Consider the following 26,849-nt stretch of genomic DNA (forward strand, 5'->3'; position numbering starts at 1 on the left):
CAACGGTGCGATTGTCATTGAGGTCCGTTCCGGGCCTTAGCTGCAGGGCGGGTTTTCTCGCCCGACCTGGCCGTATTCCAGGAACTTTTCATACGACACGCCAAGCGTCTGGTTGACCTGCGGGATGACCTTGATGGTCTTGTTCACCAGATTGCCGTCCGGCCCTTCGATCACTTCCGTCAGGAAGATGTCGGCGACAGCCTGACGGCGCTCGTCCAGGTGGACCTTGCCGGTGGGCGTGTCGAATTCCAGGGTCGACAGTGCCGCGCGATACTTCGCACCGCCGTCCGAGAGATCGCCGCCGACTTCGTTCAAGGCCAGCAGAGCCGCTTTGGTGTTGATGTAGTAGGCATGGGCGAACAGCGAGGGCGAGGGGAAGCCATCCGGGAATTGTGCTTTGTAGGCTTCCACGAACTTGTTCCAACGCGGATCGTCCCAGGTATCCGAGATCGGGCTGCCCGACGGCGTGCCGATAACGAAGTCACGGGTCCGGCCCTTGGAGCCGAGAACGCTCTGATCGACCGTGATCGAACCGCCGATCAGGGGCAGTTCCCCGCCGGCCTGCTCATATTGGGTCAGGAAGTTGACCGCGTCGGCGCCGCCCAGGGCGACGAAGATTGCGTCCACGTCATCCGGAAGTGCGGCGATGACCGAGGAATAGTCCTTGTTGCCGATCGGAACCCAGAAACGGGCATCGACCGGGGCCTCGCCGCCGAGACGGCAGAACGGCTCCAGGAAGCCGAAGACCTGCGTGTAGGGGAAGGAGTAGTCCTCCGCCAGCACGGCGACCTTGCGGTAACCCTTTTCGTTGTAGACATACTCACCAAGGCCGGCCATCCACTGCGCGCCCTCGGTCGAGAAGCGGAAGAAGTTTTCGGCCGGTGCACGAAGCGTGGTGTCCTGCGCGGCGGAGGAGCCGTTCAGGAACGTGACGTTCGGCTGCGTCTTGGCATAGTCCTTGACCGCCAGGCCTTCCGACCCGGAAAGCGGCCCGACCAGAATCTGGACACCGTCCTGCTCGACCAGTTTGCGGGTCGCGCGGATGGCACTGTCCGGCGATGCGTCGGACGATCCCGTGATCAATTCGATCTTCTTGCCGCCGGCGGTATAGCCGAATTCCTCAAGGGCGAGTTTTACGCCCCGCATGCTGTCCTCGCCCAGGACCGTGAAGGCCCCTTCCAGTGTGGCGAGTGCCCCCATTTTGATGCTGTCCTGCGCCATGGCGCCGGTACTTGCGAACGACAACAGCGCCGCCGCTGCTAAGCTCTTACTCAGTTTACCGATCATCGTTACCTCCCAAACACGGTTATAGAAACTCGGTTTATTGTTCGAACGATGGGGCAGCCTGCCCGTCGTCCCGTTCTGCCCGGACACGTTGGTTCCGCGCATTCCAGTTGAGCGCGATGCGGTTGCGCACCTTGCTCCAAATTCCAAGGATCCCGTCCGGCGAGAACAGCACCACCAGCAGGAAGGCCAGCCCGATCACGGTGTTGAACCGTTCCCGGTCGATCAGGTCGATTGCGAAATTCTCCAACAGCACGAAGCCGATGGCGCCCAGGAACGGACCGATCGGATGGCGCATGCCGCCGACGACCGCGATCACCAGGATGTCGATTGCGACATCGACGCCGACGGATCCGGGGGATATCCGGCCGTTGAACCAGACCAGCAGCACGCCCGCCGTCCCGGCGATGATGCCGGAGAGGAAATAGGCGGCGATGCGATGCAATGTGACGTCATAGCCCAGCGCGTGCATGCGCCGCGGGTTATCCCGGATCGCCTGCAGGCTGAGGCCGAAATTCGCCCGCGCCCCATAGACGACCATGCCGTAGAAGAAGGCCGCCAGCGCCAGGGTCATGTAGTAGAAGGGGATCGGGTCGCGCCAATACAGGCCGAACAGGGTCGGCGGTTCGACCCCGGCATAGCCGGTGAACCCGTTGAACAGTACGTAGTTCTGGCGCACGAAATAGAAGAAGGCGACGGCGATCGCGAGGGTGATCATGATCGTATAGATCCCCTCGGTCCGGACCGAGATCGCGCCGATCAGCGCGCTGAACGCGGCAGCGCCCAGAATTGCGACTGGAATGGTGATCCACCACGGCCAGCCGAGGCCCATCACCCCGACGCTGTTGTCGCCGAAGATGGCCATCAGGTATCCGGCGAAACCGGCCACCGTCAATTGGGCCAAGCTGACCATCCCGCCATAGCCGGCCAGCATCATCAGCGACAGCGCGACCATGCCCAGGATCAGCGAATAGGCGCCGATCTGATAGGTGAAGAAATCGGTGGAGAAGGTCGGGTAGGCGAGCAGGAACACCGCCACGACAATCTTGGCCGGATGAATGTCCGTCCAGCCGGCGGTGCCTGAGAATATGCCGCGTATCGCCATCGGTCAGCGCCCCCCCATGATGCCCTGCGGGCGAACCGCCAGCACGACGACCATGATCAAGAAGGTCAGCACCACGCCATAGGTCGGGAAATAGGCCAGGCCGAATTGTTCGGCCAGACCGACGAGAAGCGCGCCGATCGCGGCCCCCGTCACCGATCCCAGCCCCCCGACGATGACGACGATGAGGGAGGCCAGCAGATAGCGGATATCCTCGCCCGGCGCGATCGACAGCGCCGTCCCGCCGACGACACCGGCGAAACCCGCCAGGCCTGCCCCGATGGCGAAGACCAGCGCGAAGACCAGTTGCACGTTGACGCCGCTGGCCGCCAGCATCTGCCGGTCGTTCACGCCGGCCCGGATCATCATGCCGACCCGGGTACGGTTCAGGAAAAGCCAAAGCCCGATCCCGACCGCGACCGCGGCGACCAGGACGGCCAGTCGATAGATCGGGTATTTGATATAGACCGGGTCGCCCGAGGATTTGATGACGGACACGATCGGCAGGTTCGCCGCGCCGAACAGCCATTCCGGGGGCTGGAACTGATAAGTCGTGCCGGTCCAGATCGCCAGCATCAGGTCGGCCGCGATGATCGAAATGCCGATGGTCACCAGCGTTTGGCGCAGATCGTCCCCTTCCATCCGACGGAAGATCAGGACTTGCAGCAGGATGCCGCTGACAGCGATGGCAAGGAAGGCGACCAGAAGGCCGAAGAACCAACTGCCGCTGGCTTCCGCGACCTCATAACCGATATAGGCGCCCAGCAGATACATCGAGCCATGCGCCAGGTTCACGTTCCGCATCAACCCGAAGACCAGGGTGAAGCCGCTGGCGACCAGGAAATACAGCCCGCCCAGCGTGATGCCGTTGAACAACGTATTGACGAACGTCTTCTTCCGGCCGATTGCCGCAATCAGCCAATCCGGCCAGACCGCGAAAATCATCCATAGGAACACGGCCGCGGCCAGGAAAATGACGATGGCCCAGAAAGTGTGCCGTTCAACGAAATTGCGCATCGCCGATCAACCCTGCTCGGTCATGGCGGCGACGCGCGGCGCGGTACCGTGTGCCGTATCAGCTGCTGTCTCGGTTGACGTGGTTACGGGCTGCGCACCCATGGCCGGAACGGACCACAGCATCCTTGAATTCCTCCCCGCGACACCGGTCTTTCCGGTGTTCTGGTTCCCAAATGACGACCCCGATACCGTGCGGGGTGCTGTCCGGTCTGTTGCCGGATTTGCGAAATATCTTGAGGCGACTTTTTTTGGGCCGCAATGGCGACGAATCGAAAAATGGGTAAAAATGAGAAAATCATGATCCAAAAAATGAGAATCAATGGAGGGGAGGTTTCCATCAATTCTCTCATAATTTCCCGGTTTCAGGCTGTAAGAAGCCATCGTTCCCCCCAAAGATACGGCCAAAACTTGATGCGTTCGGCCTTTTTATCGCTGTAAAATGAACCAATATATGGACCAATTCAGCGAATGAATTGGAACAATAGCACCAATTTTCGAGTTTACCAGACATTTTGGCTCAAAAAAGTTGACCATATATACCAATTGAACCTATAGTACTGTTTGTTTGGGGCATTGATTCGGGTCTCGCACGCCGTGCAGGCCTTTGGGGAAATTCATGAGATCGACTATTTCAGCGCGTATTGCCGACCAATTGCGGTCGGATATTCGCGCGGGCGCCTTTTCGGGCGACGGGCGCATTCCGACCGAGCGGGAACTCGCCGCCCGCTTCGATGTAGCGCGTAATACGGTGCGCCGGGCGATCGAGGATTTGCGGGCGGACGGCCTCGTGGTCTGCCATGTCGGGCGCGGTACATTCGTCGCCGGCAATGACGGTTTGGCACAACTCGCACCGGGTGCGCAGACCGGGGCGGAGAACGAAAATGCGGCGCCGGGCCTCGCCTATGACTTCGTTGCGGAAATCAGTCCGCGCGACCTGATAGAAGCGCGCCTGATGTTCGAGCCCGCCGTGGCCGCGGCCGCGGCCGCGAATGCGACGGACGCGGATATTCAGCAGTTGTTGCGCGCGCAGGCGGGATCGGAAGAGACGGAGGAGATGGAAACCTTCGAACGCTATGACGCGGAAATACACCGCCTGCTCTTCGCGATGAGCCAGAACCAGCTTGTTATCAAGATTGACGAGATGCTGTCGGCGATGCGGGCAAATGCGGATTGGCTGGCGGCGAAGCGGCGGGCCTATACGCCCGCGCTTAAGGCCCGCTATGTCTCACAGCACAAGGACATCATCGAAGGCATTCGGATGCGGTCGCCGAAAGCGGCGCGGGAGGCGATGACCGCGCATCTCGAGGAAGTCCGCCGCGCCCTGCTCGAGATATGACCAAGGCGACGACCGAGAAGTCTGCACGGTGGCGGATCGTCGCGCCAAACCATTCGGCGCTGCTGCCTGCCTGCATCCTGACAGCGGCGCCCAGCCTGCCGGGCGACCGTGTTCCGATGGAGGTTGGCTTGTTGCTGCCCACGGGCGGCGGCAAGGATTCCGTGACAGGCATTGTTCCATCCGATGCTGAGGAACGCGGCGCCGCCGGTATCGGTTTGTTCATGGCGAACCCGTTCCTGTCAGTCGAGCGCGAGGCGGAACGATTGAAGCGCGCGGGAGTCGAGTGGGTGTCGAACTTGCCTAGCACGCACCAACAGGACCCGGAATTCCGCCAACAGTTGGAGGATGTGGGATTGGACTGGACGCGGGAGGTCCGGTGTTTGGCTGAATTCGGCGAGCTGGGATTCAAACGGTTGGCCGTGCTGTGCGACGAAGCGGCCTGTGCCGATGTGCTGGCGGCGCGGCCGGAGGCGGTGGCAATTCTGCCGCGGGTCGCGGATTTCGCGGCCGGATTCCCCTCAATGTTGCGTCGGGGGGGATCGGCCCAGGGCGTGGCCATGGCCTTGCGGGAAAAGGGTTGGTCGGGACCGGTGCTGGTGCTGGGAAGCGAAGCGGAAGCGGCAAGCCCGACCCTTTGGCCGCACGGCGTCGATGGATTGCTACTACGCCCCATTGTCTGATTCCGCGCTTTACCGCTTCAGGCAATCCTAACCGGTTAGGCCGTATTTCTGGATCTTGTTGTAGAGCGTCTTGCGGGACACACCGAGCGCCTCGGCGGTACGGGTCCGGTTGAAACCGTTCCGCCACAAGGCGTCGAGGATGCGCTCCTTCTCACCCCGTGCCGTCGGTACGGCCGTGTCGGTGTCTTCCAGCCGGCCCAGCACCGCGTCCTCCGCAATCGGACCGCGCTGCCGGTCTGCTGCAAGATCGGTCAGAAGGGCGGCGAGTTCGGCCTCGTTTCCCGGCCAGGCATGGGCCTCAAGGCGGCGCAGGGCGCTGGCGGTGAAGTCCTGCCGGGACATCGGAAGGCCGGTTTCGACGCAATCGAATAGATCCTCGATCCGCTCCCGCAATGGCGGCACGGTTAAGACGGCGCCGCCCAGGGCCTCGATCAATTGCGGATCGAACCCCAACGCGGCCGGGTCGATGTCTCCGCCACCGCCGGCCGCCTCGCAGACCAGCACGACACGGGTGCTGACCGGGACGGGCCGCCAGGATCCCGGCGCGCGGAAGGTCCCGTCCATCAGCGCGCGGGCCAGCCGCCGCTGTGTCGCGACGGGCAGGCGTTCCGCCGCGCGTATGGCCAGCACGCCGATGCCGGGGTCGGAAAGCCCTGGCAGGCGTTTATCGATTGTGTCGCGATGACCGAACAGCAGGTTCCGGGCGCGGCCCGGGAATTCCTCCCCGGCCAGATCGATGGTGACCACGGGGCCCTTGCCGGTCTTGCCGGCGGCGGAAACACCCGCCAGCGCTGTCAGGCTGGGTTGTGTCGGACTTCCTTTTTCCGCCAGCAGCAAGACCGGGCGGTTTAGATCGGCCATTTGCTTCAGGCGATCGAGGTAGTGGATCAAGGCGGGTGACCGTCCCCGGAATCCGATCCCGCGGCCCCAGGCGGTAAGACGGTTCTCCTTATCGTCCAATGCCGCGCCCTTGCTGCTCGCCTGCCGGAAGCGGTCGATCTGGTCGGCAACGGCAATCTCGAGCGGCATGCGTTCGAAGGTCGAGCCGCCGACATAGCCGTCTATATCGGCCAGCCGGATGACCTGGGTGAGATCCTCCGCGGTTTCAATCGGGCCGCCTTCCACCAGAAAACGCGTCTTCGGATTGATCCGTTTGACCAGGCGGCCGATCTCCCGCGCCATGGCGGCGGCTTCCTCCAGCGAGGCGCGGGCCCGATGCCCGACCGATCCGCCCACGTTCCAGCCGAGATTGAGGCAGACCATGTCGAGGCCCGCATCGGCGGCCAGGCGCGCCTGGGTCCTTGTCGCGCAATAGAACATTGCGGTCAGGCCCTGATCCTGAACCGCGCGGAGCTGTTCCACCTCACGTTCGATGCCGCGGCCGGCGCGGGACAGAATTTGTTGCATCGGCCGGGAATAGTGCATGCAACTGGGGAAGTTCACAGCGCCCGCGAAACCCTGCTCCGCGATCGCGGCCGCGGTGGCGCTGAAATCGAGCTCCGCTTCCCATACGTTCAAACCGATCAGCACCGGTATGCGGCATTGGGTCAGCAGCTCGGTGCGCGCGAAACCATCGGTCAACGAGCGTGCGTCGAAGATCGGCAGCATGCAGGCGATCGAGGGCGCCCCCATGCTGCGCAGCCGGCCGGCATTGATCGCCAGCAGGAAATCGGCGCCGCCGCGCTCCGCCGCCAACCCTGTGCTGCCGGAGCCGATGGCCGCGCCGATCAGAAATTTTCCCTTGCGCTTAAGCTGTTTCCTCAATCCCGCACCCTGGTAACCCGTCGCATTGGGTTACCAGTATCGCACGCCTTGCCGGTCGAGTTCACCCTGAACCTGCGTGACGTCGATACGGTCCAACTCACTGTTCGATCTCAGCGACAGCGCGGCGGCAATTCCGGCGCCCTGGCCGGTGACGGCGCAACAGCTCATGTTCCGGGTCGCGGCGTGGCTGACCGGGTCGCCGCCGGTAGCGCGGCCGGCTACCAGCAGGTTCTTCACCTTCTTGGGCAGCAGGTTGCGATAGGGGATCTGGAAGTATCGGCCCGTGGTCGGCAGGATCAGGATGCCGTAGCCGTCGATGAATTCCGGATAGATGCCGATCGAATCCTCGAACCGGCCCTGCTCGCGCACATCCTGTTCGGTCATGTTGTAGACGGCGTCGATCTTGCGTGTGTCGCGGATCCCCAGCGTCATCCCGAAATTGCGCAGCCGCATGCCTTCGCAGCCCGGCATGTAGCGTTTCAGTGCCTCGATCGCCAACATGGACTGGCGGCGGCCTTCGATCTCGAACTTGGTCAGATCGTCCGGGTCCGTGCCGTCACAATCGTCCATATGGATCAGGTTCATATAGGTCAACTCACCCGTATCGTGCATCGCCCCCCAGGTGCCGGCGATGGTGTTCAGATGCGGCGGGATCAACCCATCCTCGATGGCTTTCTGGAACGGCTTCTTCACGAAGGGGGAGAACATGTCGTCCTCCTTGCCCGAGGTTTCGATGTTCCATTCGCCACCGCCGCCCCAGTCCTTGTAGGTCTGCGGGTCGTTGCGGATGCCTTCCATGAATTTAGTCTTGTCGACTCCGGCGACGTGGAACATGACCGACGCTGCCATCATCTTTTCCTTCGGCGTCTTGAAGACCGGTGCGCCGGCCCAGTTGACCAGATCCGCGTCGCCGGTGGCATCGATCACGCGTTTCGCCAGAATGGCCTCGCGTCCCGCTTTGGATTCAGTGATGATGCCGGTGATCGTGTCGCCGTCCATGATCGGCGCGACGACAAAACGGTGCAGCATGGCATGGATGCCCGCTTCCTCGACCAGCTTGTCGGCGACGATCTTGAAGCCTTCGGAGTCGATTTCATAGGACAGGCTCTGCGATTCCTGAACCGCCGCGCCCATTTCCTTGGCGCGTGTTTCGAATTCACGGCCGATCCCGTTCGCCTCGATCGTATCCTCGTGCCGGTACCAGGCCATGCCCTCGACGCCGACGACGGTCAGGTTGCCGCCGAAACAGCCGAAGCGTTCGACCAGCGCAACCTCCGCGCCCGACCGTGCGGCGGCCAGCGCGGCGGCCAACCCGCCGGGTCCGGATCCCACGACCAGGACATCCGTCTTGTGCACCACATCCACGGATCGTGCCGGTTCCGTGATCTGACCGAGAGACTGCGCCATCGACCGTTCCTAACGTTGCTTTGAATTGATTTCTCCGCCCCGGACCTTTGTTGCCGCGGCCGCCTCCGACTTTCGAAATTCTTCGGATAATGGAGAGGATTAATCCCGCCGTCACCCCTGAATCTATGCGGATAAATGAGTTTAATTCATTCATTTCCAATGCTTATTCGAAGCTTGGCGAAAATGAACGAACGTCACCGGAGCCGGGATCAGCGTTCGGCTTCTTCCCGGAAGCGCTCCATCCAGTCCCGGCTGACCGCGTCGGCCAGTTTGGCGACGCCGGGTGCGATGCTGTCGGGCGGTGGAGCGGCAACGCCAAGGGCCGCGCAGATGCGTTCCAGTTCCTTGCCAGGATTTTCGGAAAGACTTTCATAGTCCACGGTCAACGGCTCGATCCCTTCGGTGTCGAACCAGTCGGTCCAGGCCGTGTCATGGCTTTCCAGCTCTTCCAATGTCGCGGCGATATGCTGAAAATCGAAAACCGGCTCCGCAGGCGGGGCGAGGCGCTCAACCTCCGTCCCATCCGGGGCGATATGCCAAAGCCCGGTCTGTTGCGCCTTCACCAGGGAGATGGCTTGGGCCAGTTTGTCCCGCCGGCGTAGGTGGATATACAGCACGTCGCCGAAAGCCGCGGCCAGCCGCGCCTTGTCGTTCCGACATCCCGGATGGACCCGGTCGATCAAGGCCGCCAGTCGGTCCAGATACCGATGCATCAGGCGCAGGCCGAAAATGCCGGTGCCTGCCGTTCCGGCGTTGATCGCCCCCTTCAGCATCGCCGCGCAATAGGCCGGGTCCTCCGGGCTGCCTTCAACCGGCATGCCCCAATGCTCCAGCCATTTCGCGTCGATGCCGGTCATGAAAAAGGAATCGGGCGCGCCGGTGCGGCCCGTCGCGGTCAGCAGATCGCAGAGCAGGGTGCTGCCGGTGCGCGGCGTGGCGCAGATGATGTAGCTCTTCATGACGGACCGCTCCTGGTATTCGGGGCAATAGTGTCGTGCGCCGGGGATGCTTGTCTAATGCGGGCCGGGCCGACAAGCTGTTTACAACAAACAAGACACATGGACTGGGAGGATTGAGGTCATGGCGAAGATCGCGGTTGTTGGCGTTGGGGCGATGGGCGGCGTCTATGCGGGGCTGCTGGCCGATGCGGGGAACGAGGTCTGGGCGATCGATGTCTGGCAGGACCATGTGAACGCCATCAAGTCCCAGGGCCTGCGCGTCGAAGGCGCCAGCGGTGACCGCACGGTGAAAAACGTCCATGCCACCACGAACCTTGCCGAAGCCGGGACCTGCGACCTCTATATCATCGCGACAAAGGCGGACGGCGTCGGCCCCGCCGCCCAGGCGATCAAGCCGCTGGCCGGGCCGCAATCGGTCGTGCTGACCATTCAGAACGGCTTGGGCGCGGCGGAGCGGATCGCGCAATACATGCCGCTCGACAATGTGCTGCTGGGCGTTGCGGAAGGCTTCGGCGCCTCCATCAAGGGGCCGGGCCATATCCACCACAATGCGATGAAGCGTATCCGCATCGGCGAATGTTCCGGCGGCTTGACCGACCGGCTGTTGGGCGTGGAGAAGATCTGGAAGGATGCCGGTTTCAACGTCCAGGCCTATGAGGATATCGAACAGCTGATCTGGGAGAAGTTCGTCTGCAACGTCACCTTCTCCGCCCCCTGCACCACCTTCAACAAGACGATCGGCGAGGTCATGGCCGATCCCGCCTCCTGGCATATCGCGATGAATTGCGGGCGTGAGGCCTATGCCTGCGGCAAGGCCAAGGGCGTCAATTTCACCTATGACGATGTCGACGCCTATATCACCGATTTCGGCTCCAAGATGCCGGATGCCAGGCCGTCCATGCTGCTCGACCATCTGAACAAGAAGCGCTGCGAGATCGACGCAATCAACGGCATGGTCCCGGTTCTCGGCAAGGAACTCGGCATCCCGACGCCGTATAACACGGTGGTGTCCGACGCGGTCCGGGCGCGGGAGGAAACGTTCTAGAGGCTCTTTTCGGAAAACGGTGACAGAATGCCGTCCGCGCTCCCTTGGACCACTTACCTGTTCCTCGCCGCCGCGATTGTGGCGGAGGTGATCGCGACGACGGCCCTGGCGCGGACGGAGAATTTCACGCGCCTGTGGCCGAGCGTCATCACGGTGGTGGGCTATGCGGCGGCCTTCTGGTTCCTGTCCTATCCGATCCGGGTGCTGCCGACCGGGATCGTCTATGCGGTGTGGAGCGGGGCGGGGATCATTCTGATCACGCTGGTCGCGTGGTTGGTCTATGATCAGAAGCTCGACCTGCCGGCACTCCTCGGCCTCGCCCTCATCATCGCCGGCGTCCTGGTGATCAATCTGTTCTCGAAATCGGTCGGGCATTAGGGGTACCGGGAAACAGCCCGCTGCATCTGAAGCGGTGCAGCCATTCAACCGGGCGCGCACCATCCGGGTTTCAACCGGTTCAGTTCATCCTCGATCAGGGTCGCCAAGTCGCGATCCGAAATCGTGCCTTCCACGACGGTTCGTCCGACCACCAGGGACGGCGTGCCGATGAAGCGGAACAGTTGGGCGAGGGCCGCGCTGCGGTGCAGTTCCGCCTCGACCTCGGCGCTGTTCATGTCGGCGAGGAGTTTCGAGGGGTCTATTCCCAGTTTGTCGGATAGATCCGTGAGATAGGCGTCGGTCGCGACGAAGTTGGATTGCATCAGATGTTCGTGGAAGCGGACATAAGCCCCTTGGCGTTTCGCGGCCAGCGCCGCCCTTGCCGCCAGTTGCGAGGTTTCGCCCAAGAGCGGAAGTTCGTGCCAGACGAGTTTGATCCGGCCCTTCAGCTCGCTCTCCATCCGGCCGAGCTTGACCGTCTGCACCCGGCAGAAAGGACAGTAATAGTCGGAGAAGGACGCGATCGGCAGAACCGCCTCCTGCCGGGCCAGGTCGCCATAGAGAGCCCGACACGGATCGGACCGCACATCTTGCAGGGTCTGGTCGAAACCGGCCGGGGCTTCGCGCGGACCCTCGATGCCGATCAGCGGATTGAAGCCGGAGGAGGAGACGTCCCCCCTGGCGACGGTCCGGAAGTCGGGCAGGGTCGGATGCGTCTCGAAATCCAGGGCCGTGGGGAACAATCCGGGCAACCCGCCGACCGCCATATAGGCGAGGCCCAGAAGGGCAACGGCCAGAAGGAGGTTTCGCCGGTTCGACATGGTTCACAGCCAGTGGGTTTGCGCTCGCCCCGTTATGCCCGGCATGCACCGGCCCTGCCAAGGCGGCCGGCGTTCAACTGGTCGCGACCATCTCGGTCCGTGGTCCCGCGCCGTCCTCGGTGCCGCGGGCATCCTCCGCCCGCATTTGCCGCCATTCCTTGATGATCGAACTGGCGGTGATCAGGATCGGCACGGCCAGCAGCGCTCCCGGCACGCCCCATAGCCAGGTCCAGGCCAGCATGGAAAGAAAAACGGAAATCGGGTGCAGGGTGAACCGTCGCCCCAGAATGGTGGGGGAGATCAGATAACCCTCCGCCGCCGTGATCGCGGCATAGGTCAGGGGCGGCCCCGCGATCGACACCCAGTCCGGGAAGGTCAAGAGGGCGGCGATGCCGATCGCCCCGGTGGCGACGACCGGGCCGAGATAGGGGATGAAGCCGAGCACGAAAGCCAGCGCGCCCCACAACAGCGCGTTCGGCATGCCCCAGGCGAACATCGTCGCCGCCGTCAGGCAGCCGACGGTGAACTGGACCAGCGCGACGGTGGCTAGGTAACGGGCCGCCTTGGATTGGACCGACAGGAAAAGCTGCGCCAGCCGGCGGCGCCGTTCCGGTCGCGCCACATGTTTCAGGATATCGGTGATCGCCCTGCGCCCGCCGGAAAGCAGGAAGAACAGCAGGGCCAGGGTGATGCCGGTCTGGGCGATGGTCTGCCAGGTATAGGACAGCATCAGGTCCGACAGGCTGGCGCCGCCGACCACGACGGATTGCTTGTCGCTGCCTGTTTCGGCGACCTTCGCCAACTCGTTGATCTTCTCGGACGCCTTTTTGGCATCCTCGATCGTTTCCCGCACCGGCCAGACGCGATACTCGATTTCCCGTACCGCGCTCGGCACGCGGGAGATCCAGTCCGAGGCCGGTTCCGCCAGCAGGTGAAACCCGGCGAACAGGCTGGCCAGCAGGCCGGAAAGCACGACCGCCGCGCCCAGCCAGTCCGGCAGGCCGACCCGCCTCAGCCCGATGATCACCGGACTCAGGACCAGGGAAAGATAGACAGCGAACAGGATCGGCAGCACCAGATCGGCCGCGAAGTACAGCGAATAGGCCGCCGCCAGGCCGAACAGCCCGTAGACCGCCTTGCGCTGCCAGTCATTGACGTCCGTCCCCGCTTCCAGGGTTTCCGCGCCGTGGGAATCCGGCCGCACATGCGCCTCCGTTGGTTTTACCTACCAAGAGAAACGCCTGGGCCCGGGGGAGGGTTGCGGGTGGGAGGGTTGCTGGGGGGAAGTCTTCCCACCCGTAATGCCGTTTCGCCTGACCCGAAACGCCTGCCCCAAAAAATCGACCTCCCCGTCGCGCAAGGGGCGGCGGGGGCGGGGCGGGTCTGCTATGGTCATGCGGTGAGACGCGTAGCATAGAGTGGACGGGCGTGGGGCGGCGCGGGCCGTTCCGTTAACCTGTCGTGTTTAGTGGGGTTTGGGGCCGGTATGGATTTTCAGTGGATCGCCATCGCGCTGGGGGATGTGGTCTGGATTTCGGTTGCCTTCGCGCTGGGCATGGGCGCCCGCGCCATCGGGCTGCCGCCGCTGGTCGGCTTCCTGGCCGCCGGTTTCGTGCTCAACGCACAGGGTTTCAGCAGCGGCGAGGTCCTGGCCAAGCTGTCGGATCTGGGCATCACCCTGCTGCTGTTCACCGTCGGGCTGAAGCTGAACCTGCGGATGCTGGCCCGGCCGCAGGTCTGGGCCGTCACCGGCCTGCATATGGGCATCATCGTGCTGGTTCTGGGCGCGGCTTTGTTCGCGATTTCCGGCTGGGGCACGGCCTGGAGCGTTCTGCCCTTCTTCGCCGGGCTCGATTTCGGCGGGGCGGCGCTGATCGCCTTCGCGCTCAGTTTCTCCAGCACCGTCTTCGTGGTGAAGGTGCTGGAACACCGGGGCGAGATGGCCTCCCTGCACGGGCGCATCGCCATCGGCATCCTGATCATGCAGGATATCGCCGCCGTCCTTTTCCTCGCCGTCTCGCTCGGCAAGGCGCCGTCGCCCTGGGCCGCGCTGATCGTGCTGCTGCTGCCGCTGCGCCCGGCGCTGCATTGGCTGCTGCAGCGGGTCGGCCATGGGGAATTGCTGGTGCTCTATGGGTTCCTGCTGGCCATGGGCGGGGCGGAACTGTTCGAACTGGTGGAGCTGAAGGGGGATCTGGGCGCGCTGGTGCTGGGCGTGCTGATCGCCAATCACCGCAAGGCGGACGAAATGGCCAAGACCATGCTGGGCTTCAAGGACCTGTTCCTGCTCGGCTTCTTCCTGTCCATCGGCATGTCCGGTGCGCTGACCGGCCAGGCGGTGCTGGTCGGCGTGCTGCTGACGCCGTTGATCCTGTTCAAGTCGGCGCTGCTCTTCACCCTGCTGACGCGCTTTCACCTGCGCGCGCGCACCGCCCTGATGGCCTGCGTGAACCTGACCAATTTCAGCGAGTTCGGCCTGATCGTCTGCGCCATCAGCATCGCCAATGGCTGGATCGACGATCAGTGGCTGGTGGCGATGGCCATCGCCCTGTCGCTGTCCTTCGCCGTGGCCGCCGGGCTCGGCCGCCTGTCGGGCACGCTCTACACCCGTCATCGTGAGCTGTGGAAACGGCTGCAGCGGGACGAGCTGATTTTCGACGATCAGCTGCTCGACACGAAGGGCGCGCAGATCGCCATCATCGGCATGGGGCGGATCGGCACCGGGGCCTATGACATGATGCGCGACCTGCATGGGGAGACCGTGGTCGGCGTCGATATCGACCCGGTCACGGCAAGGGCCCGGCAGCAGGAAGGGCGCAATGTCCTGCATGGCGATCCCAGCGACGCGGATTTCTGGGACCGGCTGCAGGCCGCCCATACGCTGGACCGCGTCATGCTGGCCCTGCCGCGTCTGGCCGCCAATTTGGCGGTGCTGGAACAGTTGAACGCCATCGGCTTTCGCGGCCGCATCTCGGCGACCGCCCAGTTCGAGGACGAGGTCGCCGCCCTGCGCGATGCCGGCGCGGAGACGGTCTTCAACATCTATCGTGAGGCCGGGGCCGGCTTCGCCGCCCATGTCCTGGCCCAGGAAGAGATAGAGGAAAAAGAAGAACTGGAAGAGAAAGAGGCGTTGGCGGAAAAGGAAGCGTCGACGGAAGAGGCAGAGCTGGGGGAAAAGGGAGAGCTTGGGGATCGGGACAACCCCAAGACCCCGTAAAACCGGGGGGCCGTAAGTCTCGCCCCCTCAAGCCGCCGCTTGCGCCGCCCCCTCCCGCGCGTTTAGCGTAACCCGCCACATTTCGCGTTGATGCCGGGCGCTGTCGAAGCCGGTCGCCGCATGCAGGGTGCAGCGATTGTCCCAGGTGACGATATCGCCTTCCTGCCACTGCCATTTCACCGTGAAATCCGGCCCGGTCACGAAGGGCAGCAGGTTCCGATAGAAGGAAACGCTTTCATCCTCCACGCCTTCCAGCTCCCACAGGTCCAACTGCGCCTGGGTGACGGCGGCGCCCTTGGGCACCAGGGCGGCGGTGGAACTGTTCAGCGCATACAGCGCGGGCGCCCCCGTCTCCGGATGGGTCAGCACCACCGGGTGCCGGTAGGGCGGGTTGGCCGCGCGCTCGGCCGGCGACAGCACCGGATAACCCGGCGTATACAGGCTGATCTTCTTGTCGTGATGCGCCTGGCTGCACACGGCCTCCAGGCCCATCAGCTTTTCCCGCACGTCGGGCTCCAGCTTCGCGAAGGCCGTTCGCGTATCGGCGAAAAGCGTCTCCCCGCCCGTGGGCGGCGTCACCCGGCATTGCATGACCGACCCGATGGAGGGCACGGCACTGCCCATATCCGTATGCCAGACCGGCCGCCGCGTTTCCGTGTCGTACCGCATATCGGCGTCGGATTTCAGGGCCGGCACGTCCGACTGCTGCGCGATCATCCTTCCGGCCCCGTCGCGGGTATTCCCGATCCGCAGCACCGGCAGGCCCGCCACCATCATATGGTCCCGCGCCTGCGCCCGCCGCACCTCGATCGCCCCGAACACCCCGGCCCAATCCAGCAGATCCTCCGGCGACAACCCGGCCAGGGCAGCCCCCCGCAAGGCCAGCAACCCGCCATGATCCCGCCACAACCGCAAAGCCTCGGCACGGAATTCCGCGTCCCGCAGGTCGGCGGGACGCACGTCTTCGATCAGGGTGCCGAAGGAACCGTTTAGGGTGGTGGGATTGGTGGGCATCACGCAATTCCTTAAGCGTGGAGCGGTCGACACCGTTCGGATTGACCCAAGCTTAGCGACAATGCCTTGTCGATAGCAACAAGCCCCTAGTGCTAACAGTCGATGCATAGGCGTCAGTGAATGCAGGATTTCGTACATGGAGCTATCACTTGATCCTCCAATTTACGTCAGAATGGTTTTCATAGTGAACTATTTGAGGCGGTGTGGTCATCGAACGCTTGAGAGGCAGTTTTCCTGCGAAAATTCATTCCTAGGTGAAGATTGGGCAACTTCATATACAAAATATAGTGGTGTTTTATTTGAGAAACACAATATCATTGAGTCTATTTGGTGTCTGATGTTATAATAAGCACTATATATTGTGCGCTTGTCGACCGAGGGCGTTCATGGTGCCGCGGTTCGCGTCATGCGCGTTCAAATACTTGTAGGCGGCATGGAACAATGACAAAGACAATTACCGACCCACAGATTATCGGCGCTCAAGGCGAAGCCTTCGTGTCAGAGCGCGCTAATTCTATGGGGTTTATGTACAGTTCATATGGTCGCGTAGAGGCTGGTATAGATGGCCTGCTGGAGATACGTGACCCAAAGACCAGCATTGCGACAGGTAGGTTGGTGTCCGTCCAGGTTAAAACGCGAAAGGTTGGTAAATATACCGGAGAAACGGACGACAAGTTTGAATACCTGATGGATAAGGAAGACGTTGAGTACTGGACCAATGGCAGTCTTCCAACCATCGTTGTCCTTGTTCATTTGGAGCGTGGTATAGCCTATTGGCAAAGCGTTGATAGCGGAACAGGCCCCGATGCGCGAAGACTGACAATCGATAAAGAGAGTGACGTCTTTGACAGGCGCGCTGCTGATCGTATTGCTGCGCTCTGTGTTGAAAAATCCGGATTTGGCGTCTGGTTTCCTGCGATGCGAGGAGAGGAAGACGGATATCTAAATCTCTTGAAGGTTAGGTTCGATTGCCCGGTTTTTTTGGCTCGGTCTCCCTTCAAGTCTGGGCGCGCTGCTCTCTATGAACTTTTGAAACACGACCAAAGACCTCCGAATGATTGGGTGATACGTGGAGGACAGTTTATGTCCTTCCGTGATCCATCAACCCAACCGCTACGTCACATTGTCGATACAGGTACGGTAGAACAGTTTCCGGCTGATCAGGTTCTTTTTCCTCAGGAGGAATCCGAGGAGCACATTGTTATTGATTTACTTAGACGCACGCTCATCGCGCAGATGGACGACACGCTTCACTTCAGAAAGTCACGGAATGCTCTTTACTTTCCAGCATCGCCCGGGCGGTTAAGCCGTACCTTCTCATACCGTTCGTTCAAGAACTACACATCAGCGAATGTTGTGAGCCGTTATGAGAAGGACGGGGCACTTAAATACGTGAGACATCATGCATTTGAACCGCGGTTCTGGCTAATCGGCGGCGAATGGCATTTGTCTATCACACCAACCTTCGTGTTCACGTGGGACGGCTACAAACCCGACATTTTTGAAGCAGGTAGGCTCGCCGGGAAGAAGAAGAGAGAGCGAAACGCAGCATTGGCAGGTCAGTTTATCATGTGGCGGTACCTAATGACTGAAAACGAGGATGCCGCCAACGACGAGTTATTCGACTTTGGGTCGCGTTCAAACCGACCTTTGAAATTCGAAGCGCTTGAACCATTGGAGTTACCTCAAAGCGTACCTGATGATGTGTGGCGCCAAAGCGAGCCTGTTGCTGTCGACGATGATCAAGGGAGGTTCGCCTTATGACGATCTCTCATACGCTCATAGCGGAGCCGGAACTTGAGTTTGGAGATGGAGGAAAGCACGTCGATCCTCGAATCGGACTGCATAGGCATGGCCCACTTCAGCCGATCCTTGGCGACAGAATATCAATTGGGGTGATCGGTACGGCTGAGACCGTTGATGGATTTGAGCAGTTTCTCGAACGGCTCAAATCCGGCATTGAGGGCAAGTCCACAAAGCAGCCAAATCTCTTTCCTCCCTTTCCTGGGCTTGGAAACGATAATCCCTTTCGTTGCGAGTTCGAGGTCCAACGTGGGTCAACAAGAGTTTTGCCCGTTCGCGACGTTGGAAAGCTGGTCAGTATCAAAGCCCAGAACGAGGCCGTCACGGAGTCCGTTGATGTTTTCGTGGATCAGGCGACAGCCATGCTGGAAAGCACCAACAAACCGGATGTAATTGTGGCCGCTCTGCCGATGGATTTGATCTGTAAAATTAAGAACGGAGTAGGCGATGAAGGGAGGGAAGACGACGCGAGGTCACTTTACGACGGTCCGGATTTCCGAGATTTGCTAAAAGCGGAAACAATGCACCTGGAAAAGCCAACGCAGATAGTGTGGCCGACGCTTTGGGATGACCATGCTCGTATCCCGAGAAAGCTCAAGGACAATGTGAGGAAGGTTCAGGACCCAGCAACGCGCGCTTGGAATCTTTTGAATGGAATCTTTTACAAAGCAGGACGCGTTCCCTGGCGTCTCCCTCGCCCTGAAGACCAACTCAAGACGAGTTACGTTGGGATAGGGTTCTTTAAAGATTCGAGCGGGCAGCGGTTGTTGACTTCAACAGCTCAGATGTTCGACGAACGGGGAAAAGGGCTAATCTTGAGAGGTGGCCGGGCGAGGATCGACAAGGGCGACAGGCACCCATATCTCGATCGAAATGACGCGTATGACTTGATGCGGCGCTCGCTGAAAGCATTCTTTAGTCAGCACCACCACTATCCGGCTCGCATCATTGTCCTAAAAACGTCTAGATTCGAGACAGACGAAGCGGATGGTTTTCTAGAGGCACTCGCTGAGGTGAATATCGCATACACCGATCTGATATGGGTGCAGGAGAATTCACCGATTTCTATGTATCGCGCAGGCGACTATCCGCCGTTACGAGGCACCGTGATTAATCTTGGCAGAGATGCTGTACTGTTCACGCGTGGCAGCAACCCGGTATACCGAACCTATCCAGGGCTAAGGTCTCCGAATCCGCTCTTGCTGCGTCCGCACATAAATGACACGCCCATTACCGAGATCGCTGATGAAATCTTGGCGTTAACGAAGATGAACTGGAACACGACACAATTTGATGGTGCCTTGCCAATTCCAATTCATGCTGCTCGCAAGGTAGGTAAGGTCTTAAAACATGTGCCAGAAGGCCAAAGAGCAGCATCCGACTACACTCGATACATGTGATTGTGCGTCGCGATTTGAACGAAGTCTGGAGGCAAAATTGAATAGCAAGCCAGGGTAACATTTTAGCTTACTCGACGCTTGAAATGAACCTACCCCACCTGCTGATCAAAAAACGTCGTTTCCGGAATGATCGGGCCGTCCATCTCGAATGGGGTGGAGCGAATGCGGCCGGGCTCCTGGCCGTGCAGGATCATGCCTGTATCCACCGAGGGGGCCAGGTTGGTGGGCAAAAGGATGACGTCGCCTGTGTATAAACTGTGGATATCGAAGCAACTATTTCGGTTCTAACTAGTCGCGTGTAATGCGTATACCTTTGGGCGATATCAAAGATGCTCTGAGACCTACACGCCCCATTCTAATTGAATAACCCTTATTTATAAGATCGGCTGCTTCTTCGAGCGACTTCACGTGCGTAGAAAATCTTGCATGGTGTTTCTGATTGCCAAACTCGGGAGATGCCAATTGGTATCCTTTACACGTCCATTGTGGTTCTTCTTGTCCGCCAGGACGTGGTTTGGTCCGTTCAATTCTGATTGCCATTGAAGTATCCCCAATCGCAAAACTGTGAAAGATACAGTTAAGACCGTGCTGTAGTTATATTGCGAAACCAAGTCTGTTGTCGCTAGAGATTACACGCACGACACTTCCAATTACCTTTTTCCCGTTAATGTGCGTTAACGAAAAAATCTCTAACTCAGGGCCGAAACAGAAGGACCGTCGTACTTACCCCACCTGCTGATCAAAAAACGTCGTTTCCGGAATGATCGGGCCGTCCATCTCGAAGGGGGTGGAGCGGATGCGGCCGGTGTCCTGGCCGTAAAGGATCATGCCCGCATGCACTGACGGGACCGGGTTGGGGGAGAGGGGGACGGCGTCGGCGGCGGCGATCTCGGCGATGAAGAGGTTGCGGGGGCGGTCGCCGAGATTGGCGCGGGAGGCATGCAGGCTGCGGCCATGCATGAAACAGGCGCTGCCGGCCGGGCCGGTCTGGGGCACGGCCCGGGCCTCGCACTCCGGCACGATGTCCGGGGCCACCCTGCCGGTGAATTTCCCGTTCTGCCAATGACTGTAAAGCGGCCCGCGATGGGAGCCGGGCACGGTCATCAGCGGCCCGTCCCGCAACCCCACATCGCCCAGGAAGAGCAGGCAGGTCACCACATCGTCATTGCTGTGCGGGTCGAACAGGAAATCCTGGTGCCAGTCGACCTGGGTGGCGGACCCCGGCAGCTTGCAGTTCACCTTGCTATGATGAAAGCGCAGGTCCGGGCCGATCAGCTGGGCCGCCATGCGGATCATGGGCGACGCGGTCAGCGCCGTCAGGCAGGCGGCCGACAGTTCCGTCGGCGACTGCACCCGGCGCAGCGCCGGGCGGTCCGCCGTATGCCCCGGCTGCAGGTCGAACCGCGCGCGCCCGTCCATCAGCGTGCCATAGGGTTTGTCATGGCCCCGGCTTTCCTCGATCCAGCCCGCCAGATCCGCATTGATCGCCGCCAGCACCGCCGCCTCCACCGCGTCCGCCACGGTGAGACAGCCGGTTTCCCAGAAGGCTTCTATCTGCGCGTCGCTCAGCGGTCCGGGCATTGCTTATTCCCCAAGAGATCGTCAAACCGTCTAATGCAGTTCACCTCAGTTTTCGTGCGCTGAGAAGGGGGTCCCTGTCGCTGGGCGCGCGACGCGTTTCTGGATGGCCGTCAGGGGCATCAGCGCGCCAATCTGCGCAGACGCTGGCCGAGTTGATAGGCTTTGCCGGATCCCTTGTTCATCAAGGCAGCGGCGATGATGGCCGCGTCCGCGAAATCCGCGCGGTCGGGGTCGATCGAGATGTTGTCCAGGTGGCGCGCGCGGTATTGTGCATAGGCGCTGCGGATGAGTTTGCGGACCTCCATGAGCTTTTCCGAGGCGTCGCCGGCGCGAAGATCGGCCGCATAGGCTTTCAAGGCATCCACCTTGTCGGCGGGCACCAGGACCTCGACGCGTTTCAATCCGACTTCGGCGGCCTTCTTGCGAAAGGCCGCGACATAGTCGCTGGATTTGGGGGCCGGTTTCGGGTTGCCCATGAAAATCACTCCCGCATGATGTTGGAGAGTATAATATTTCCGGAAAGAAAAATCAAATTCCTTCCGGAAATCTTTCATAAATCTTACCGGAAATGTTTGGGCCCATTCACTCCAGCTTCAGGGTAATGAGAAGGTCCTTCGCGTCGATCTGGTCGGCGGGTTTGACCAGGACTTCCTCGACCACCCCGTCGCGGTCGGCATGCAGGACGGTTTCCATCTTCATCGCCTCAATCGACAGCAGGTTGTCGCCGGCGGTGATCTTCTGGCCCGGCGTGACCGACACGGCGGAGACGACGCCCGGCATCGGCGCGCCGATATGGGCCTCGTTCCCGGCTTCGGCCTTGCGCCTTGCGGCGGCGCCGGCGGCGCCATGGGCGCGGTCGGGCACCTTGATGCGGCGGGGCTGGCCGTTCAGCTCGAAAAAGACGGTGACCATGCCCTGTTCGTCCGTCTCGGTCTGGGCCAGCGTGTCGATGACCAGGGTGACGCCGGGTTCCAGGTCGACCTGCAGTTCCTCGCCCACCGGCAACCCGTAGAAAAAGACCGGGGTGGGCAGCACGCTGACCGGGCCGTAATGGTCGCGGTTGCGGGCATAGTCGGTGAAGACCTTGGGATACATCATGTAGGAGGCGAATTCCGCGTCGCTGATCTTGCGGCCCAGATCCTCCTCGATCTTTTTCCGCTCGGCGGCAAGGTCCGCGTCGGGCAGCAGCGAACCGGGGCGCTGGGTATAGGGTTTCTCGCCCTTCAGCACCTTCTTCTGGATCTCCGTCGGCCAGCCGCCCGGGGGCTGACCCAGATCGCCCTTCATCATTGAGACGACGCTTTCCGGGAAGGAGACGTCGCGGTCCGGGTCGGTGACGTCGGCGGGTTTCAGGTCCTGGCTGACCATCAACAGCGCCATGTCGCCGACCACCTTGGAGGACGGCGTGACCTTGACGATATCGCCGAACATCTCGTTCGCATCCGCATAGGCCTGGGCGACTTCGTGCCAGCGCGCCTCGAGGCCCAGCGAGCGCGCCTGTTCCTTCAGATTGGTGAACTGACCGCCCGGCATTTCGTGCAGATAGACTTCCGAGGCCGGGCCCTTCAAATCACTTTCGAAGGCGGCGTATTGGCTGCGCACCGCTTCCCAATAGAAGGAGATGCGGCGGATCCATGCCGGGTCCAGGCCGGGATCGCGGTCGCCGCCGCGCAGGGCCTCGACGATGGAGCCCAGGCAGGGCTGGGAGGTGGTGCCGGAAAACGCGTCCATCGCGCCGTCGACCGCATCGACCCCGGCCTCCACCGCGGCCAGCACGGTGGCGGCGGAAATGCCGGATGTGTCATGGGTGTGGAAATGCAGCGGCAGGTCGGTGACGTCGCGCAGGGCCTTGAACAGCAGCGTCGCCGCGGCGGGTTTCAGCAGGCCCGCCATGTCCTTCACCGCGATGATATTGGCGCCGGCCTTGTCCAGCTCGACCGCCATGTCGGTATAGTATTTCAGGTCGTATTTCGGCCGGGCGGAGGAGAGCAGGTCGGCGGTATAGCAGATCGCCGCCTCGCACAGCCCGCCTTCGGTCCGCACCGCGTCCATGGCGAGGCGCATGTTCTCGACCCAGTTGAGGCAGTCGAAGACGCGGAACAGGTCGACGCCGCCCTTCTTCGCCTCATGAACGAACTGCTTCACCACATTATCCGGGTAATTGGTATAGCCGACGCCGTTCGCCCCGCGCAGCAGCATCTGCAGCAGCAGGTTGGGGGCCGCCTCGCGGATCAGGCTCAGGCGTTCCCACGGGTCCTCGTTCAGGAAGCGCATGGCGACGTCGAAGGTCGCCCCGCCCCAGCATTCCAGCGACAGCAGCTGCGGCAGGGTGCGGGCATAGACGTCGGCGATCCTGGCGATGTCATGGGTCCGCATGCGGGTCGCCAGCAGGGACTGGTGGGCGTCGCGCATGGTGGTGTCGGTCATCAGGATCTGTGGCTGCGCGCGCATCCACCTGGCGAAACCCTCGGGGCCCAGTTCCTCGAATTTCTGCTTCGATCCGGCGGGCGGTTCGCCCGTTGCATGCGGCCCGGTCAGATGAGGAACGACGGGCTTGGCCGCTTCAGGGTCGGGCTCCGCTCGCCCGCGCGCTTCCGGATGGCCGTTCACCGTGACGTCGGCGATATAGGTCAAAAGGCGCGTGGCGCGGTCGCGGCGGCGGACATTGCTGAACAGTTCCGGCGTTTCGTCGATGAAGCGGGTCGTGTAGCTGTTGTCGCGGAATTTCTCGTGACCGATGATCGCTTCCAGGAAGGTCAGATTGGTCGCCACGCCGCGGATTCTGAATTCGCGCAGCGCGCGGTCCATCCGCTGGATCGCCTCGTCCGGGTCCGGCGCCCAGGCCGTCACCTTCTCCAGCAGCGGATCGTAGAAGCGGGTGATCACCGCGCCGGAATAGGCGGTGCCGCCGTCGAGCCGGATGCCGAATCCGGTGGCGCCGCGATAGGCGATGATGCGGCCGTAATCGGGAATGAAATTCTGTTCCGGGTCTTCGGTCGTGATACGGCATTGGAGCGCATGGCCGTTCAGCCGTATCATGTTTTGGGCGGGTACCCGGCTTTCGGGCGTGCCGATGGCATGGCCTTCGAGGATCCGGATCTGCGCCTTCACGATGTCGATCCCGGTCACTTCCTCGGTCACCGTATGCTCGACCTGAATGCGCGGGTTGACCTCAATGAAATAGAATTTGCCGGTATCCGCATCCATCAGGAATTCGACCGTGCCGGCGCCGACATAGTCCGTCGCCTCGGCGATCTTCATGGCGTAGCCGGCCAGTTCCGCGCGTTGTTCGTCGTTCAGATACGGGGCCGGGGCGCGTTCGATAACCTTTTGATTTCGCCGCTGAATCGAGCAATCGCGCTCATACAGATGCACGACATTGCCATGGGTGTCGCCCAGGATCTGGCTTTCCACATGGCGGGCGCGCTCGACCAGTTTCTCCAGATAGACCTCGTCCTTGCCGAAGGCGGCCTTGGCCTCGCGCTTGGCCTCCATCACCTCGCGGTCCAGATCCTCCGCCTTGCGGATCACGCGCATGCCGCGCCCGCCGCCGCCCCAGCTCGCCTTCAGCATCACCGGGAAACCGATTTCCTCGGCCATTTTCAACACCTTGGCGGGATCATCCGGCAAAGGCTCGGTGGCCGGAACGACGGGCACGCCGATCTCGATCGCCAGGTTGCGGGCGGCGACCTTGTTGCCCAGGCGGCGCATGGTTTCCGGGCTCGGCCCGATGAACAGGATGCCGGCTTCGGCGCAGGCCTCGGCGAATTCCGGGCTTTCCGACAGCAGGCCATAGCCCGGATGGATCGCATCGGCGCCGGATTCCTTGGCGACGCGGATCACCTCCTCAATCGACAGATAGCTTTCGATCGGCCCCAGATCGCGCTCCAGATGTGGGCCGCGGCCGATCCGGTAGCTTTCATCCGCCTTGAACCGGTGCAGCGCCAGCTTGTCCTCCTCCGCCCAGATCGCGACGGTCCGCAGGTCCAACTCGTTGGCGGCGCGGAAGACGCGGATGGCGATTTCGGAACGGTTGGCGACGAGGAGCTTGCGGATCGGCATGGACAGGATCTCCTGAAAGGCGGGCTGGAATACCGCGATCGCGGCAGTTTAGTGGATTGTGCACCTGCGAACCAGCAGATGTTCGGGCCGCGCCGGAGGTGTCGTTTTCCGAAAAGCATTGTGCGTTCCTCGGCGGTTGGCGGGGTTGTGAGCAGCCCTAAGATGTTTACGGTTACATGATCCGGGCAGGTCGATTATGCTTTCCCCAGGTCGTGCGGCCTCGCTCGCGGATTCGACGGGCAAACACGGACTGAAGCGTCACCGCGATGGGCGGAACGCCTAAGGCGTACGACAAAAACAATCGAACCTTGAGAACATAGAACGAGTTGAACAGAGAGGCTTACGTAGATGACCAAACATCCATTGCTTGAACGGATCCTGAGCGACAGCCGCGCGACCAGACGCGATTTCATGGTCGGCGCGTCCGCGCTGGGTCTGTCCGCGGCGGCCGCATCGACGATGTGGCAGAACCGCGCCCATGCGGCGACGCCGAAGAAGGGCGGCAACTTCAAGGTCGGGATCGAGGACGGCAACACCACCGACTCGCTGGATCCGGGAACGACTGAATCCGTCTACATGATCCAGATGAACCACATCTTCCGGAACTATCTGACGGAGATCGACGAGAACAACCAGGTTGCCCCGGATATCTCCGAAGGCTGGGACGCGTCCGACGACGCCAAGGTCTGGTCCTTCAAGCTGCGCAAGGGCGTCACCTTCCACAACGGCAAGGAGTTCAATTCCGCCGATGCCGTCGCGTCGCTCAACTATCACCGCGGCGAAGCGTCGAAATCGGCGGCCAAGTCGCTGCTGACCGATGTCGAGGACATCAAGGCCGACGGGTCGCATGGTGTCACCATCACGATGAAATCCGGCAATGCCGATCTGCCCTATACGCTGTCCGATTATCACCTGGTCATGATGCCGTCCGACGGGGAAGGCAATGTGGACTGGGAGAGCGGCATCGGCACCGGCGCCTATTCCATCGAACATCACGAGGCCGGCGTCCGGTCCTCGCTGAAGCGGAACGAGAACTATTTCAAGGAAGGCCGCGCCAATTTCGACTCGGTCGCCATGATCCAGCTTTCGGATCCGAACGCGCGGCAAACGGCGTTGAAGACCGGTGAGGTCGACGCGGTGACGTCGCTGGATCTGAAGACCGTGCATCTGCTGAAGCGCGATCCGAATCTGGTCATCCAGAATGTCCCGAGTGGCGCGGCGATCACCATGCCGATGTTCTGCGACGTCAAACCATTCGACAACAACGACGTTCGCCAGGCGATGATGTACGCCATGGATCGCCAGGAAATTCTGGACAAGATCTTCAAGGGTTTCGGCACCATTGGGAACGATACCCATATCGCCCCGGCGCTGCCCTACCACGCCGCTGACATTCCGGCGAAGGCCTACGACCCGGACAAGGCGAAGTCGCTTCTGAAGAAGGCCGGTTACGACAGCATCGATGTCGAGCTTTCCGCCGCCGACGGCGCTTTCGCCGGTGCGGTCGACATGGCGACGCTCTATTCCGCACAGGCGGCAAAGGCGGGGATCAACGTCAAGGTTGTGCGGGAGCCGAATGACGGCTACTGGTCCAATGTCTGGCTGGTGAAGCCTTTCGTCATGGTCTCCTGGGGTGCGCGTCCGACGCCGGATGTCATGTACTCCCTGGCCTATAAGGACGATGCGCCGTGGAACGAGTCGCATTGGAAGAACCCGCGCTTCAACGAGCTTCTGTTGCTGGCGAAGGCGGAACTCGACGACAAGAAGCGGGCGGAAATGTATCGCGAGATGCAGATGCTTCAGGCGACGGATGGCGGGTCGATCATTCCGATCTACCGGAACCGCGTTTACGCGCATACCAAGAATATCGGCCACAGCGACAAGCTGACCGCCAACTGGGAACTCGACGGCGGCCGGGCCGCCGAACGCTGGTGGTTCGAAAGCTGATAAGGCATTCGCCACTTGAATACGGAAAGGGC

At 61.5% G+C, this 26,849-nt stretch carries 21 protein-coding genes; 8 read left to right on the plus strand and 13 right to left on the minus strand.

Going from position 1 to position 26,849, the window contains the following annotated elements; all coding sequences use genetic code 11:
• Nucleotides 1-36 precede the first annotated feature (36 nt).
• Genes ACQK2G_RS02935 through ACQK2G_RS02950 form a run of 4 tightly spaced genes read right to left on the minus strand, consistent with a single transcriptional unit; the run spans nucleotide 37 to nucleotide 3,784 of the window.
• Entirely contained in the window at nucleotides 37-1,287 is a 1,251-nt protein-coding gene (locus tag ACQK2G_RS02935; protein WP_425403524.1) for an ABC transporter substrate-binding protein, read from the minus strand.
• Between the two features lie 34 nt (nucleotides 1,288-1,321).
• Entirely contained in the window at nucleotides 1,322-2,389 is a 1,068-nt protein-coding gene (locus tag ACQK2G_RS02940; protein ID WP_425403525.1) for a branched-chain amino acid ABC transporter permease, read from the minus strand.
• Nucleotides 2,390-2,392: 3 nt separating this feature from the next.
• The gene (locus ACQK2G_RS02945; RefSeq protein WP_425403526.1) at nucleotides 2,393-3,403 is read right to left on the minus strand and encodes a branched-chain amino acid ABC transporter permease; all 1,011 of its coding nucleotides are present in this window, start codon (nucleotides 3,401-3,403) and stop codon (nucleotides 2,393-2,395) included.
• A gap of 6 nt (nucleotides 3,404-3,409) precedes the next feature.
• Nucleotides 3,410-3,784 (minus strand): hypothetical protein, encoded by a 375-nt coding sequence (locus tag ACQK2G_RS02950; protein WP_425403527.1) that lies wholly within the window; start codon nucleotides 3,782-3,784, stop codon nucleotides 3,410-3,412.
• A gap of 235 nt (nucleotides 3,785-4,019) precedes the next feature.
• Here ACQK2G_RS02950 and ACQK2G_RS02955 point away from each other — a divergent pair, with 235 nt between their 5' ends.
• Together ACQK2G_RS02955 and ACQK2G_RS02960 are read left to right on the plus strand one after the other, a co-directional pair.
• Nucleotides 4,020-4,739, plus strand: coding sequence for a FadR/GntR family transcriptional regulator (locus tag ACQK2G_RS02955; protein WP_425403528.1), 720 nt, complete (start codon nucleotides 4,020-4,022; stop codon nucleotides 4,737-4,739).
• Nucleotides 4,736-5,419 carry a hypothetical protein gene (locus ACQK2G_RS02960; protein WP_425403529.1) on the plus strand — a complete coding sequence of 228 codons (684 nt, stop codon included), beginning with the start codon at nucleotides 4,736-4,738 and terminating at the stop codon, nucleotides 5,417-5,419. Before ACQK2G_RS02955 ends, ACQK2G_RS02960 begins: the two co-directional genes overlap by 4 nt.
• Nucleotides 5,420-5,446: 27 nt before the next feature.
• Here ACQK2G_RS02960 and ACQK2G_RS02965 read toward each other — a convergent pair whose 3' ends face one another.
• The 3 genes from ACQK2G_RS02965 to ACQK2G_RS02975 all read right to left on the minus strand — a co-directional run bounded on the left by ACQK2G_RS02965 (nucleotide 5,447) and on the right by ACQK2G_RS02975 (nucleotide 9,549).
• Entirely contained in the window at nucleotides 5,447-7,183 is a 1,737-nt protein-coding gene (locus ACQK2G_RS02965; RefSeq protein WP_425403530.1) for a phosphoenolpyruvate hydrolase family protein, read from the minus strand.
• 30 nt (nucleotides 7,184-7,213) lie between these two features.
• Complete coding sequence (locus tag ACQK2G_RS02970; protein ID WP_425403531.1) at nucleotides 7,214-8,590, minus strand: FAD-dependent oxidoreductase; 1,377 nt, start codon at nucleotides 8,588-8,590, stop codon at nucleotides 7,214-7,216.
• A 209-nt stretch (nucleotides 8,591-8,799) separates the two neighbouring features.
• Nucleotides 8,800-9,549 carry a Stf0 family sulfotransferase gene (locus ACQK2G_RS02975; protein WP_425403532.1) on the minus strand — a complete coding sequence of 250 codons (750 nt, stop codon included), beginning with the start codon at nucleotides 9,547-9,549 and terminating at the stop codon, nucleotides 8,800-8,802.
• Nucleotides 9,550-9,670: 121 nt separating this feature from the next.
• Here ACQK2G_RS02975 and ACQK2G_RS02980 point away from each other — a divergent pair, with 121 nt between their 5' ends.
• Both ACQK2G_RS02980 and ACQK2G_RS02985 read left to right on the plus strand, forming a co-directional pair.
• Nucleotides 9,671-10,594: a ketopantoate reductase family protein gene (locus ACQK2G_RS02980; protein ID WP_425403533.1), complete on the plus strand. Its 924-nt coding sequence runs from the start codon at nucleotides 9,671-9,673 to the stop codon at nucleotides 10,592-10,594.
• Between the two features lie 27 nt (nucleotides 10,595-10,621).
• Nucleotides 10,622-10,972, plus strand: a complete 351-nt coding sequence (locus tag ACQK2G_RS02985) for an SMR family transporter (protein WP_425403534.1) — start codon at nucleotides 10,622-10,624, stop codon at nucleotides 10,970-10,972.
• 44 nt (nucleotides 10,973-11,016) lie between these two features.
• On the opposite strand, the gene ACQK2G_RS02990 is transcribed toward ACQK2G_RS02985, so the two are convergent.
• Complete coding sequence (locus ACQK2G_RS02990; RefSeq protein ID WP_425403535.1) at nucleotides 11,017-11,793, minus strand: DsbA family protein; 777 nt, start codon at nucleotides 11,791-11,793, stop codon at nucleotides 11,017-11,019.
• Between the two features lie 73 nt (nucleotides 11,794-11,866).
• Nucleotides 11,867-12,997 carry an AI-2E family transporter gene (locus tag ACQK2G_RS02995; RefSeq protein ID WP_425403536.1) on the minus strand — a complete coding sequence of 377 codons (1,131 nt, stop codon included), beginning with the start codon at nucleotides 12,995-12,997 and terminating at the stop codon, nucleotides 11,867-11,869.
• Between the two features lie 282 nt (nucleotides 12,998-13,279).
• On the opposite strand from ACQK2G_RS02995, the gene ACQK2G_RS03000 reads away from it, so the two are divergent.
• Nucleotides 13,280-15,010, plus strand: coding sequence for a cation:proton antiporter (locus ACQK2G_RS03000; RefSeq protein WP_425403537.1), 1,731 nt, complete (start codon nucleotides 13,280-13,282; stop codon nucleotides 15,008-15,010).
• A gap of 27 nt (nucleotides 15,011-15,037) precedes the next feature.
• Here ACQK2G_RS03000 and ACQK2G_RS03005 read toward each other — a convergent pair whose 3' ends face one another.
• Entirely contained in the window at nucleotides 15,038-16,024 is a 987-nt protein-coding gene (locus ACQK2G_RS03005; RefSeq protein WP_425403538.1) for a TauD/TfdA dioxygenase family protein, read from the minus strand.
• A 441-nt stretch (nucleotides 16,025-16,465) separates the two neighbouring features.
• Here ACQK2G_RS03005 and ACQK2G_RS03010 point away from each other — a divergent pair, with 441 nt between their 5' ends.
• Together ACQK2G_RS03010 and ACQK2G_RS03015 are read left to right on the plus strand one after the other, a co-directional pair.
• Nucleotides 16,466-17,788: a DUF4365 domain-containing protein gene (locus tag ACQK2G_RS03010; protein WP_425403539.1), complete on the plus strand. Its 1,323-nt coding sequence runs from the start codon at nucleotides 16,466-16,468 to the stop codon at nucleotides 17,786-17,788.
• Complete coding sequence (locus ACQK2G_RS03015) at nucleotides 17,785-19,227, plus strand: argonaute/piwi family protein (protein ID WP_425403540.1); 1,443 nt, start codon at nucleotides 17,785-17,787, stop codon at nucleotides 19,225-19,227. Before ACQK2G_RS03010 ends, ACQK2G_RS03015 begins: the two co-directional genes overlap by 4 nt.
• Before the next feature lie 723 nt (nucleotides 19,228-19,950).
• Here the strand turns inward: ACQK2G_RS03015 and ACQK2G_RS03020 are convergent.
• From ACQK2G_RS03020 to pyc, 3 genes are all read right to left on the minus strand, one after another.
• Complete coding sequence (locus ACQK2G_RS03020) at nucleotides 19,951-20,808, minus strand: phytanoyl-CoA dioxygenase family protein (protein WP_425403541.1); 858 nt, start codon at nucleotides 20,806-20,808, stop codon at nucleotides 19,951-19,953.
• A 119-nt stretch (nucleotides 20,809-20,927) separates the two neighbouring features.
• Entirely contained in the window at nucleotides 20,928-21,284 is a 357-nt protein-coding gene (locus ACQK2G_RS03025) for a hypothetical protein (protein ID WP_425403542.1), read from the minus strand.
• A gap of 106 nt (nucleotides 21,285-21,390) precedes the next feature.
• On the minus strand, nucleotides 21,391-24,870 hold the full coding sequence (gene pyc, locus ACQK2G_RS03030) for a pyruvate carboxylase (RefSeq protein ID WP_425403543.1): 3,480 nt from the start codon (nucleotides 24,868-24,870) through the stop codon (nucleotides 21,391-21,393).
• A gap of 348 nt (nucleotides 24,871-25,218) precedes the next feature.
• On the opposite strand from pyc, the gene ACQK2G_RS03035 reads away from it, so the two are divergent.
• Complete coding sequence (locus tag ACQK2G_RS03035; protein ID WP_425403544.1) at nucleotides 25,219-26,817, plus strand: ABC transporter substrate-binding protein; 1,599 nt, start codon at nucleotides 25,219-25,221, stop codon at nucleotides 26,815-26,817.
• The last annotated feature ends 32 nt before the right edge of the window (nucleotides 26,818-26,849 follow it).

The sequence above is a fragment of the Hwanghaeella sp. genome (genome assembly GCF_965227365.1).
Lineage (GTDB): Bacteria > Pseudomonadota > Alphaproteobacteria > UBA8366 > Aestuariispiraceae > Hwanghaeella.